Source organism: Variovorax defluvii, from assembly GCF_039541515.1.
In the GTDB taxonomy this organism is placed as follows: domain Bacteria; phylum Pseudomonadota; class Gammaproteobacteria; order Burkholderiales; family Burkholderiaceae_C; genus Variovorax; species Variovorax defluvii.
Genome location: NZ_BAABGJ010000024.1, coordinates 1 through 12,069 on the forward strand (window position 1 = coordinate 1; position 12,069 = coordinate 12,069).

The 12,069-nt window shown below is 69.9% G+C and carries 10 protein-coding genes; 9 read left to right on the plus strand and 1 reads right to left on the minus strand.

Annotated features, from left to right (window positions below):
- From ABEA07_RS13395 to ABEA07_RS13410, 4 genes are all read left to right on the plus strand, one after another.
- Window positions 1–281: electron transfer flavoprotein subunit alpha/FixB family protein (locus ABEA07_RS13395; RefSeq protein ID WP_345538410.1), on the plus strand; the 281-nt coding region annotated here is incomplete at its 5' end.
- 82 nt (window positions 282–363) lie between these two features.
- A complete protein-coding gene (locus ABEA07_RS13400) occupies window positions 364–2,154 on the plus strand; it encodes an acyl-CoA dehydrogenase (protein ID WP_345538411.1) in 1,791 nt (596 codons plus the stop codon).
- A gap of 46 nt (window positions 2,155–2,200) precedes the next feature.
- Window positions 2,201–3,163, plus strand: coding sequence for an NAD(P)H-dependent flavin oxidoreductase (locus tag ABEA07_RS13405; RefSeq protein ID WP_345538412.1), 963 nt, complete (start codon window positions 2,201–2,203; stop codon window positions 3,161–3,163).
- Window positions 3,164–3,173: 10 nt separating this feature from the next.
- Window positions 3,174–4,304 carry an acyltransferase family protein gene (locus ABEA07_RS13410; RefSeq protein WP_345538414.1) on the plus strand — a complete coding sequence of 377 codons (1,131 nt, stop codon included), beginning with the start codon at window positions 3,174–3,176 and terminating at the stop codon, window positions 4,302–4,304.
- A gap of 13 nt (window positions 4,305–4,317) precedes the next feature.
- On the opposite strand, the gene ABEA07_RS13415 is transcribed toward ABEA07_RS13410, so the two are convergent.
- Window positions 4,318–5,424 (minus strand): glycosyltransferase family 4 protein, encoded by a 1,107-nt coding sequence (locus ABEA07_RS13415; protein WP_345538415.1) that lies wholly within the window; start codon window positions 5,422–5,424, stop codon window positions 4,318–4,320.
- A gap of 128 nt (window positions 5,425–5,552) precedes the next feature.
- On the opposite strand from ABEA07_RS13415, the gene cydD reads away from it, so the two are divergent.
- From cydD to cydX, 5 genes are read left to right on the plus strand one after another with little or no spacing between them, the layout of a single operon-like run.
- On the plus strand, window positions 5,553–7,238 hold the full coding sequence (gene cydD, locus ABEA07_RS13420) for a thiol reductant ABC exporter subunit CydD (RefSeq protein ID WP_345538417.1): 1,686 nt from the start codon (window positions 5,553–5,555) through the stop codon (window positions 7,236–7,238).
- Window positions 7,235–8,923, plus strand: coding sequence for an amino acid ABC transporter ATP-binding/permease protein (locus tag ABEA07_RS13425; RefSeq protein ID WP_345538418.1), 1,689 nt, complete (start codon window positions 7,235–7,237; stop codon window positions 8,921–8,923). Before cydD ends, ABEA07_RS13425 begins: the two co-directional genes overlap by 4 nt.
- A gap of 43 nt (window positions 8,924–8,966) precedes the next feature.
- Window positions 8,967–10,583, plus strand: a complete 1,617-nt coding sequence (locus ABEA07_RS13430; RefSeq protein ID WP_345538419.1) for a cytochrome ubiquinol oxidase subunit I — start codon at window positions 8,967–8,969, stop codon at window positions 10,581–10,583.
- A gap of 16 nt (window positions 10,584–10,599) precedes the next feature.
- Window positions 10,600–11,754 (plus strand): cytochrome d ubiquinol oxidase subunit II, encoded by a 1,155-nt coding sequence (gene cydB / locus ABEA07_RS13435; protein ID WP_345538420.1) that lies wholly within the window; start codon window positions 10,600–10,602, stop codon window positions 11,752–11,754.
- Between the two features lie 28 nt (window positions 11,755–11,782).
- The gene (gene cydX / locus ABEA07_RS13440; RefSeq protein ID WP_345538422.1) at window positions 11,783–11,905 is read left to right on the plus strand and encodes a cytochrome bd-I oxidase subunit CydX; all 123 of its coding nucleotides are present in this window, start codon (window positions 11,783–11,785) and stop codon (window positions 11,903–11,905) included.
- The last annotated feature ends 164 nt before the right edge of the window (window positions 11,906–12,069 follow it).

The following is a 12,069-nucleotide window of genomic DNA, read 5'->3' on the forward strand; positions in this document are numbered from 1 at the left end:
CCGACAAGCTCAACGCGGGCCTGGGTGCATCGCGTGCGGCCGTCGATGCGGGCTACGCCCCCAACGACTGGCAGGTGGGCCAGACCGGCAAGATCGTCGCGCCGCAGCTGTACATCGCCTGCGGCATCTCCGGCGCCATCCAGCACCTGGCCGGCATGAAGGACTCCAAGGTGATCGTGGCGATCAACAAGGACCCGGAGGCGCCGATCTTCTCGGTCGCCGACTACGGCCTGGAGGCCGATCTGTTCACGGCGGTGCCGGAGCTGGTCAAGGCCCTCTGAGCCCCACTTTCCACTGAAGACAGGGCATCGTTCGCGATGCCCTTTTCGCATCCGCCACGCCCCACGTCGCATTGGAGACACCATGAGTTACACCGCCCCCGTCAAGGACATGCTGTTCGACATCGAGCACCTCGCGAACATCGCGCAGGTGTCGGAGATGCCGGGCCTGGAGGAGGCCGGCCTCGAGACCGCGCAGGCGGTGCTGGAGGAATGCGCGCGCTTCAACCAGGACGTGATCGCGCCGCTCAACGTGGCGGGCGACAAGCATCCCTCTTCCTTCAAGGACGGCCATGTCGCGACCACGCCGGGCTTCAAGGAAGCCTTCGCGCAGTACGTCGCCGGCGGCTGGCAGGGTTTGCAGCATCCTTCCGAATTCGGCGGGCAGGGCCTGCCCAAGACCATCGGCGCGGCCTGCGGCGAGATGCTCAACTCGGCCAACCTGAGCTTCGCGCTGTGCCCGCTGCTCAGCGACGGCGCCATCGAGGCCCTGCTCACGGCCGGCTCCGATGCGTTGAAGGCCACCTACCTCGACAAACTGGTGAGCGGCCAGTGGACCGGCACGATGAATCTGACCGAGCCGCAGGCCGGCAGCGACCTGTCCTTGGTGCGCAGCCGCGCGGAGCCGCAGCCCGACGGCACCTTCAAGATCTTCGGAACCAAGATCTTCATCACCTACGGCGAGCACGACATGGCCGAGAACATCGTGCACCTGGTGCTCGCGCGCGTGGCCGGCGCGCCGGAAGGCGTGAAAGGCATCAGCCTGTTCGTGGTGCCCAAGTTCATGGTCAATGCCGACGGATCGCTCGGTGCGCGCAACGACGTGCACTGCGTGAGCATCGAGCACAAGCTGGGCATCAAGGCCTCGCCGACGGCGGTGCTCCAGTACGGCGACCACGGCGGCGCCGTCGGGTATATCGTGGGCGAGGAGAACCGCGGCCTCGAATACATGTTCATCATGATGAATGCCGCGCGCTATGCGGTCGGCGTGCAGGGCATCGCGCTGGCGGAGCGGGCCTACCAGCATGCGGTGGCGTACGCCAAGGAGCGCGTGCAAAGCCGCCCGGTCGACGGCTCGATCAACGCCAGTGCGCCCATCATTCACCACCCCGACGTCAAGCGCATGCTGATGACGATGCGCGCCTACGTCGAGGGCTGCCGCGCGATGGCGACCACCGCCGCGGCCGCGTACGACGCGATGCATCACCACCCGGATGCGGAGACGCGCCGCCAGAACCAGGCCTTCTACGAATTCATGGTCCCGCTGGTCAAGGGCTACAGCACCGAGATGAGCCTGGAGGTCGCATCGCTGGGCGTGCAGGTGCACGGCGGCATGGGCTTCATCGAGGAAACCGGCGCCGCGCAGTACCTGCGCGACGCCAAGATCCTGACCATCTACGAGGGCACGACGGCGATCCAGGCCAACGACCTGGTGGGGCGCAAGACGGCGCGCGACGGCGGCCAGGTGGCCAAGGCCATCGCGGCGCAGATCGAGACGACCGAGGCCGAACTGGGCGAGAGCGGCAGCGCGGCCGCGGCCTCGATGGCGGCGCGCCTCAAGGCAGCGCGCGAGGCTTTCATCGACGTCGTCGGCTTCGTGGCCGGGCAGACCAAGGCCTCGCCCAACGCGGTGTTCGCCGGCAGCGTGCCTTACCTGATGCTGGCTGGCAACCTGGTGGCGGGCTGGCAACTGGCGCGTTCGCTGCTGGTGGCCGAGCGGCTGGCCGCGGCCGGCACCGATGTCGACTTCATGAACGCCAAGATCGCCACGGCCCGCTTCTACGCCGAGCACATCCTCAACAAGGTGCCGGGCCTGCGCGACAGCATCGTCGATGGCGCGGAGAGCGTGACCGCGCTCGCGCTCGAAGCCTTCTGATCGCCCGCCGTCCGCACCGCATCCTGAACCCGAATCCGGAGTTTCCATGTCCAAGCTGCCTCCCGTGCTTGCCAGGCTTCCGCTGCCGATCATCGGCTCGCCGCTCTTCATCATCAGCAATCCCAAGCTGGTGATCGCGCAGTGCAAGGCGGGCGTGGTGGGCGCCATGCCCGCCCTCAACGCGCGTCCTGCTTCGCAGCTGGAAGACTGGCTGGCCGAGATCACCGAGGAACTGGCGGCCCACGACAGGGCCCATCCGGACCGGCCCGCCGCGCCCTTCGCGATCAACCAGATCGTTCACAAGAGCAACGACCGGCTCGAGCACGACATGGCGATGGTGGTCAAGTACAAGGTGCCGATCGTCATCACCTCGCTGGGCGCGCGCACCGACGTGAACGATGCCGTCCACAGCTACGGCGGCGTGACCCTGCACGACGTGATCAACAACACCTTCGCCCGCAAGGCGATCGAGAAGGGGGCCGACGGCATCATCGCGGTGGCGGCCGGTGCCGGCGGCCACGCCGGCATCAAGAGCCCCTTTGCGCTGGTGCAGGAGATCCGGCAGTGGTTCGACGGCCCGCTGGCTTTGTCGGGCTCGATCGCCACCGGCGGCGCCGTGCTGGCGGCGCAGGCCATGGGCGCCGACTTCGCCTACATCGGCACCGCCTTCATCGCCACCCAGGAAGCGCGCGCCAGCGACGAGTACAAGCGGGCCATCGTGCAGGGCACGTCGGACGACATCGTGTACTCCAACCTCTTCACCGGCGTGCATGGCAACTACCTCGCGCCCAGCATCGTGGCCGCGGGCATGGACCCGGCCAACCTGCCGCAGGGCGACGTGAAGACCATGGACTTCGGCGGCGGCGAAGGCAGCAAGGCCAAGGCCTGGAAGGACATCTGGGGCTCGGGGCAGGGGATCGGCGCGGTGACCGAGGTCGCCAGCGCCGCCGCCTTCGTCGAGAAGCTCGGGCGCGAGTACGAAGAAGCGCGCCAGCGTCTCGCCCTCTGAGCGGGGCGCCATGCCGCCAGCGCCCGCCACGGCCGCGGCATCGCGCATGCCGCTGCTCGATGCGATGAAGGGCCTGGCGTGCATGCTGATCGTGGGCCACCACCTGGCCCGCTACGGGCCGCTGCCCGAGGGGGCCTCGCCGCTCGCCCCATGGCTGTTCGAATGGCTGGCCCAGGACGGCCGGCTCGCGGTGCAGGTGTTCCTGGTGCTGGCGGGCTTCCTGGCCGCGGGCACTCTGGCGCCCGATGGGCTGTTGCGCATCGACCGGCCACTGGCGCGGGTGTTCCAGCGCTATGGGCGCCTGGTGATGCCCTACCTGGCGGCGCTCAGTTTCAGCGTGCTGGCCGCGGCACTGGTGCGGCCCTGGCTGCAGCACGAGGCGGTGCCCGCCGCCCCGGGCCTGTCGCAACTGCTGGCGCACGGCCTGCTCCTGCAGGACCTGCTCGGCTACGAGGCCCTGTCCACCGGCGTGTGGTACGTGGCCATCGATTTCCAGCTCTTCGTGCTGGCCCTCGCGGCGATCGGGCTGGTCGGTCTGTTGCAGAGGCGCGCGGCCCTGGCACCGGAGCGGGCGCGCTGGCTGGCGGTATCGCTGGTGCTGCTGCTGGCCGTCGCCTCGCTCGTGCTCTTCAATCGGCATGCGGAGCTGGATGTCACCGCGCTTTACTTCTTCGGCGCCTACGGCCTGGGCATGCTGGTGTTCTGGATCGGGCGCGCCACGCGGCGCAGCACCTGGGGCTTCGCGGTCGCGCTGCTGCTGCTGCTCGGTGCATCGGCCCTGGCGCTGGAGTGGCGCAGCCGCATCGCCATCGCGCTGGTCACGGCCCTGTCGATGGCGCTGGCTGAGCGCCACGAACGCCTCTCGATGGGTGTCTGGCCCCCGCTGGTGGGCCTGGGGCGCATTTCGTACTCACTGTTCCTGATCCACTTTCCGGTGCTGCTGCTGGTGAGCGCCGTCATCGAGCGGCTGGCGCCGGACGGGCCATGGATCGACCTGTTCGGCCTGCTGCTGACCTTCGTGCTGTCGATCCTGGCGGCGGTTGCGCTTTACCGCTGGGTCGAGTCGCGCCCGGCCGACTGGCGCGGCCTGCTGGCGCTGTTCGCGGTCCTGATGGCCTGCGGCATGCTCGCCTCGGCCTGACGCGCATCCGTCTTCAGCGCCGGCCGGCGAGCGCCTGCGCGTAGTGGGCGCCGAAGGCCTTCGCCACCTCGTCCCAGTCGTAGCGCCTGGCGCGCTGCTGCGCCGCTTCCGACATCGCGATGCAGCGCTCGGCGCCGAGGCCGGCGAGTTCGCGCACCACCGCCATGTCCGAAGCGCTTCCGTCGAAACCGAGGAAGTGGCCGTTGACCCCGCGTTCGACGAAGCCGTTGATGGGCGCCATGTCGCGGCACAGCACGATCTTGCCGGCCGCCATCGCCTCGAGGATGCCGATGCCGAAGCCTTCGTACTCGCTGCCGGTGACGAACACGGTGCGCTGCCGCAGTTCCTGCAGCAAGTCGGCATCTTCGATGTAGGGGTGCAGCCGCACTGCGCCTTGCAGTCCGAGGGCGGCGATCTGCGCCTGCAGCGAGGCGCCGAGATTGTCGAAGTCCGGGCCGGCGATCAGCAGGTCGATGGCGATGCCCTGGTCGCGCGCCTTCGCGACGATATCGATCACGGCGTCGATGCGCTTGTTGCGGGACCAGCGGCCCCAGTAGATCCACTTCGTCGGATCGGGCGGGCCTGTCAGCCGGCCCTGCTGGAACTTGGCGTAGGCGATGCCGTTCTCGCATTTCTCGACCCGGTCCGAGAAGCCGCTGAAATAGGCCCGGTCCGACTCGCTGCTCGCCAGGATCTTGCGGTAGTGGCGCAGCAGCAGGCGCATCAGCAGGCGCTCGTGCAGCCACTTGATCGCCCCGTGCCGCGTCGTGTGGCGAAAGCCCCCGTGCGTGCTGAGCACGGCGGGGATGTGCCGGCACTGCAGCAGCACGTTGCCGGTGAGCATCATCAGTTGCGGGTCGTGCACGTGCAGCAGGTCGTAGCCCGCCGCCAGGCGGCCGAGGTCGCGCGCATAGCCGGCCAGCCGGTTGCCGACCACCGGCACGCGGTAGACGGTGATGCCGTCGATCTCGGCGCAGGAAAAGCGCTCGTTCTTCGCCGAGACATGGGCCACGTCGACGCGCCGGCCCTGGCTGGAGCTGCGGACCGCCAGCTCGCGTACCACCGACTCGATGCCCCCGATTTCGGGGAAATAGGTCGGCGTGATCGAAAGAATCTTCATGGCGCCGTAGCTTAGCGGGTGCAGGATGCGCTTCCGGGTCGAGGAGGGCGTCGCGTTTGCCAGCCGCACCGTCCCGGCGTATGATTGCTGAGTTTTCAGTAAATACTGAAAATACACAAAAAACATAAATGCCCTCGGACCCCCGATCCTCCGCGCTGCCTTCCCTGGCACGGCCCGGCCTCGCCGGCTTCGCGCAGGGCGCTGCCGCGCTGCTGTGGCTGCCGCAGGCGGCCTTGCTGGCCTGGGCCATCGAGCGAATCGCGCGCGGCGAGGGCATGGGTGCCGTTCTGATGCCGGCGCTGGGCGTCGTCCTGCTGGGTGCCTTGCGAGCGGGCTGCGAGGCCTGGGCCATGCGGTGCGTGTTCACGCAGGCGCGTGCGGCGCTTTCTGTCCTGCGGGCGCGTGCGGCGTCCGTCCTGGCCGCGCATTCGCCGCTGGACCGGGCACGGCCGGCCTCCGGCGCGGCCGCCAGCGTGATCGCGGAACAGGCCGAGGCCGTGGTGCCCTACCTGGTGCGTTATGCCCCGGCCCGCTGGCGGGCGGCGGTGGTTCCGTTGGCCATCCTGCCGCTGGTGGTGCTTCATTCATGGGTGGCGGCACTCGTGCTGCTGGTGGCGGCGCCGTTGATCCCGCTTTTCATGGCCATCGTGGGCTGGCGTGCCCGTGCTGCGAGCGAAGCGCACATGGTGGAGGCCGGCGGCATGCAGGCCTTTCTGCTCGATCGGCTGCGCGGCCTGGCGAGCCTTCGTGCCCTCGGCGCCGTCGAGCTGACCGCGCTGCGGCTGGGCGAGGCGGCGCAGTCGCTGCGCAGCCGCACGATGGCGGTGCTGCGCATCGCCTTCCTGTCTTCTGCCGTGCTGGAGTTGTTCTCGGCGCTGGGCGTGGCGATGGTCGCGGCCTACATCGGCTTTCACCTTCTGGGCCATTTCGAGTTCGGCACCTGGGGCAGGCGGCTGAGCCTGGGCGAGGGCGTGTTCGTGCTCTTGCTCGCGCCGGCCTTCTTCGAACCCCTGCGCGAGTTGTCCGCGGTATGGCATGACCGTGCCGCGGGCGAGGCGGCCCTCGCGTCGCTCCATCGATTGGCCGCGGGCGGGATGGCCTTGCCGGGCGCGCAAGCCGGGCCGGTGGCCGTCGACCGTGGCGAAGCCGGCCCGCCGTCGGTGCATCTGCACGGGGTGCAGGTGCTGGCAGACGCGCAGACGGGCGACGCGCCGATCATCGAGGCCTGCGACCTCCACGTCGCGCCCGGCGAGCACGTGGCGCTGGTGGGCCCCAGCGGCGCCGGCAAGACCTGCCTGCTCAGCCTGATCGCGGGCCTGATGCCGGCGCAGGGCCGCATCGTCATCGGCGGGGTGCCGCTGAACGAGCGCAGCGCGACGGCGTTGCGGCGGCGCATGGCGTGGATGGGGCAGAGGCCCCACGTTTTCGCGGGCTCGTTGGCCGCGAACGTCGCGCTGGGCCGTGCCAGTGTGAAGCCGGCGCAGGTCGAGGCCGCGATGCGCTTCGCCGGGCTCGATGCCGCGGCGCAGGCGCGGCCCGGCGCCGCGCTGGGGGAGGGTGGCCGTGGTCTTTCGGGGGGCGAGGCGGTGCGCCTCGCGCTGGCCCGGCTGGCCGTGCATCCGGATGCCGACCTGCTGCTGATCGACGAGCCGACGGCCCACCTGGACAGCGAAACAGCCGCGCGCGTCGCCGATGCCCTGGTGGCGCTCGCCAGGGGCCGCACGCTCATCGTCGCGACCCACGATCCGCTGCTGGCCGCGCGCATGGACCGGGTGGTCCGCCTGGGCGCGATGCCCCTGGAGGAGGCCGCATGAAGGCCTGGCGCGACCTGCGTGCGGTGGCCGCGGCCTTGTGGGCCGGCGAGCCGCGGCGCCTGGCGCTGGGCGCCGGCCTGGCCGCGCTCACCGTGCTGATGGGCATGGGGCTGTTGGGCCTGTCGGGTTGGTTCATCACCGCGACCGCGCTGGCCGGCCTGCAGGCGGCCAGCGCCATCCTGTTCGACGTGTTCATGCCTTCGGCCGGCATCCGCCTGCTGGCGCTGGGCCGCACCGCCGCGCGCTATGGCGAGCGGCTGACGACACACGACGCCACTTTCGCCGTCCTGGCCACGCTGCGCGTGCGCCTGTTCCGCGGCTGGGCGCGGCCCGATGCGGCGCGCCGGCTGCTGGCGCGGCCCGCGCGGCTGTTGTTCCGGCTGAGTGCCGACATCGACGCGCTGGAGTCCTTCTACCTGCGCCTGCTGGTGCCGGCCGCTGCGGCACTCGGCGCGGCGCTGCTGGCGGGGCTGGTGCTGGGCGCCCTGCGGCCCTGGATGGGGGTGCTGTTGACCCTGTGGCTGCTCGTCGCGGGCTGGGGCATCGCCTGGCTGCTCGCGCGGCGCGCGCGGCCGGCGGCGGTGCGGCGCGCCCAGGCCATGGAAGGCCTGCGTGCGCGCGCGATCGACCTGGTCGCCGGGCAGGCCGAGCTGGTCATGGCCGGCCGCATTCCGGCGCAGCAGGAGGCGCTGGCCGCGGCCGACCGTCACCTGGTGGCGGCCGATCTCGCCCTCAACCGGCTGGAAGCCGGCGCCGGCGCAGCGTACAGCGTCGCCGGCACCCTGACCTTGGCCGGCGTGCTGCTGGCGGTGGGTCTGCTGGCTGGCGAAGGCGCCATCGGCGCGCCCGCCGCGGCGCTGGCCTTGCTCGTGGCCCTGAGCGCGATGGAGCCCTTCGCCGCTGTGCGCCGCGGTGCGCTGGAGGCCGGCCGTGCCTGGCTCGCTGCACGGCGCCTGGCGCCACACCTGGCCGACGATGCCCCGGGCGTTGTTCCCGCCATGCCCGACGACGGTTGGGCGCTGCAGGCACGCGCCTTGGTCCTGGTCCATCCCGGCAGCCGCGCGGCCGCGCTGCAGCACGCCACCCTGGCCCTGGCCGAGGGCGAGCGCGTGGCCGTGATCGGCGCCAGCGGCGCGGGCAAGTCGACCCTGCTGGCCGCGGTGGCCGGCGAACTGGCGCCCGTCGGCGGCGACTTGCGGGCGCTGCCCACCTGCCTCCTGACCCAGCGCACCGACCTGTTCCAGGACAGCCTGCGCGACAACCTGCGGCTGGCCGACCCGGTGGCCGACGACGCCCGCCTGTGGTCCGCACTCGCGGCCGCCGGCCTGGCGGAAGAGGTGCGCGCCTTGCCCGAAGGTCTGGCCACGAGGCTTGGCGAGGGCGGCATCGGCCTCTCGGGCGGTCAGTCGCGCCGGCTCGCGCTGGCCCGCCTCCTCCTGCGTGACGCGGCCTTCTGGCTGCTCGACGAGCCGACCGAAGCCCTGGACAGCGCGACCGCACACGACGTCCTCCAGCGGCTGCGCACCCAGGCTGCGGGCCGCACGCTGCTGATCGCCACCCACCTGCGCCGCGAGGCCGCGCTGGCCGATCGCCTGCTCGTCATGCGGTCGGGCCGCATCGTGGCCGACCTGCGGCGCGGGACGACCACCTTCGAGGCGGCGCTCGATGCGCTGCGCCCCGACTAGGAACCAGAAGAACGTACCGAAGGAAGAACGAAGGAAGACCCCCATGGACCTCGACATCGTTGCGCTCTCGCGCTTCCAATTCGCGCTCACCGCGCTCTATCACTTCCTCTTCGTGCCGCTGACCATCGGCCTGGCCGTGATCATCGCCATCATGGAGACGGTCTACGTCATGACCGGCCGCACCATCTGGCGCGACATGACGAAGTTCTGGGGCCTGCTGTTCGGCATCAACTTCGCGATGGGCGTGGCCACCGGCGTGGTCATGGAGTTCCAGTTCGGCATGAACTGGAGCTACTACAGCCACTACGTCGGCGACGTGTTCGGCGCGCCGCTGGCCATCGAGGGGCTGATGGCCTTCTTCCTCGAGGCCACCTTCGTCGGCTTGTTCTTCTTCGGCTGGGACAGGCTCTCCAAGCTCGGCCACCTGATCACCACCTGGGCGGTGGCCATCGGCTCCAACTTCTCGGCGCTGTGGATCCTGATCGCCAACGGCTGGATGCAGAACCCGGTGGGCGCCGCCTTCAACCCGCAGACCATGCGCATGGAGGTGACCGACTTCGCCGCCGTGCTGACCAACCCGGTGGCGCAGGCCAAGTTCGTGCATACCGTGTCGGCCGGCTACACCGTGGCCGCGGTCTTCGTGCTCGGCGTGTCGGCCTGGTACGTGCTGCGGGGCCGGCACCTGCAACTCGCCAAGCGCTCGATGACGGTGGCCGCCTCCTTCGGCCTGGCGGCTTCGCTCTCGGTCGTGGTGCTGGGCGACGAGAGCGGCTATCTTTCGACGGAGCACCAGAAGATGAAGCTCGCCGCCATCGAGGCGATGTGGAAGACCGAGCCCGCGCCGGCCGCCTTCACCGTCTTCGGTTTCCCGGACCAGGAAGCGCGCGAGACCCATTACGCGGTCCACATCCCGGCCGTGATGGGCCTGATCGGCACCCGCTCGCTGACCACCGAAATCCCCGGCATCGACGAGCTGGTGCACCGCGCCGAGCTCAACATCCGCGTCGGCGTCTCCGCCTACGATGCGCTGCAGAAGATCCGTGCGGCCGGCAGCAGCGACGCCGTGCCGGAATCGGCGCGCCGCATCTTCGAGAACAACGGCCATGCGCTGGGCTACGCCCTGCTGCTGAAGCGCTACGTGGACGACCCGCGGCAGGCCACGCCCGAGCAGGTCTCGCAGGCGGCGCTCGACACCATCCCGCCGGTGGCGCCGCTGTACTGGTCCTTCCGCATCATGGTCGGCCTGGGCATGTTCTTCATTTTGCTGACCGCGACCTTCTTCGTGCTCTCCGCGCGGCGGCGGCTCGACGCCCATCCCTGGCTGTTGCGGCTGGCCGTGCTGGCGATCCCGCTGCCCTGGCTGGCGGCCGAATGCGGCTGGATCGTGGCCGAGGTAGGCCGCCAGCCGTGGGTGATCGAGGGCGTGCTGCCGACCGCGGTCGCGGTGTCGAACCTCGGTGCTGCCACGGTGCTGTTCACCATCGGCGTGTTCGCGCTGATCTACACCGTGCTCTTCGTCATCGAGATGAAGCTGATGCTCAAGGCGATCCGAAAGGGGCCCGAGGAGCACCCGGCGCCGCCGCCGACCACCTACCGCGCCGAAGCCGATCGCGAACTGGCTGCCCCGCTGGCGCGCAAGCCGCTGGCCGCCGCCGACTGAAGGAGGAGTACGAATCATGATCCTGCACGAACTCATGTCCTACGAAGCCCTGCGCTTCATCTGGTGGCTGCTGATCGGCGTGCTGCTGGTCGGCTTCGCCGTGACCGACGGCTTCGACCTGGGCACCAACATGCTGCTGCCCTTCGCCGGCCGCAACGACCTGGAGCGGCGCGTGATCATCAACGCCGTCGGCCCGGTGTGGGAGGGCAACCAGGTCTGGCTGATCCTCGGCGGCGGCGCGATCTTCGCGGCCTGGCCGCAGCTCTATGCGGTGTCCTTCTCCGGCTTCTATCTGGCGATGTTCGCGGTGCTGGTGCCGCTGATCCTGCGGCCGGTGGCCTTCAAGTTCCGCAGCAAGCGCGAGGAGCCGGCCTGGCGCGCGCGCTGGGACTGGACGCTGTTCCTCACCGGGCTGGTGCCATCGCTGATCTTCGGCGTGGCCATCGGCAACGTACTGCAGGGCGTGCCTTTCCGGCTGGAGAGCGACATGCGCATCTTCTACGAGGGCTCCTTCCTCGCGCTGCTCAATCCCTTTGCGCTGCTGTGCGGGCTGGTCTCGGTCGCGATGCTGCTGATGCACGGCGGCGCCTGGCTGATGCTGAAGGCGCAGGGGCCGGTGGCCGAGCGTGCGCGCAGCTATGGCAGCGTGGCGGCGCTGCTCACGCTGGTGCTGTATGCGCTGGCGGGGCTGGCCCTGTGGTCCTGGATCGACGGGTACCGCGTGACGAGTGTGCTGCCCACGGGCGGCCCGTCGAACCCGCTGCTGAAAACCGTGGCCCATCAGCCCGGCGCCTGGTTCGCCAATTTCGCGGCGCATCCCTGGCTGTGGGCCGCGCCCGGCCTGGGACTGGCGGGGGCGCTGCTGGCCTTCGTCTTCATGCGCGCGCGACGCGGGGGGGCGGCCCTGCTGGCGAGCGCGCTGAGCATCGCCTGCATCATCCTCGGCGTCGGCGCGTCGATGTTCCCCTTCATCCTGCCCTCGTCGCTGGACCCGCGCGCCAGCCTCACGGTGTGGGATTCGTCCTCGAGCCACCTGACACTGTTCATCATGCTGGTGGTGACCACGCTCTTCATTCCGATCATCGTGGCCTACACCGCCTGGGTCTACAAGGTGCTGTGGGGCAAGGTGGATGCCGATGCCATCCGCGACGAACGCGGCCACGCGTATTGATGCGCAACCGATTCAAAGGAAACGAACCATGTGGTACTTCGCCTGGCTGCTGGGACTGCCGCTCGCCGCGACCTTCGCGGTGCTCAATGCGATGTGGTACGAGTTGATGGAGGACGAGGCGACCCGGCGCGACAAGCTCGGCAAGCCGTGAGGTATGCGGTGTCTGCCTTGGGCTTGCGTTCTCTGACTTTGGGATGCGCTGGGGCCTCTTGGGCCTTTGTTTTGGCCTTGCTTGTTGGGTGGCGCAGGAGCCTTGAACTTGCCTCTTGGGCCTTTGTTTTGGCCTTGCTGGTTGTGTGGCGCAGGAGCCGGGAA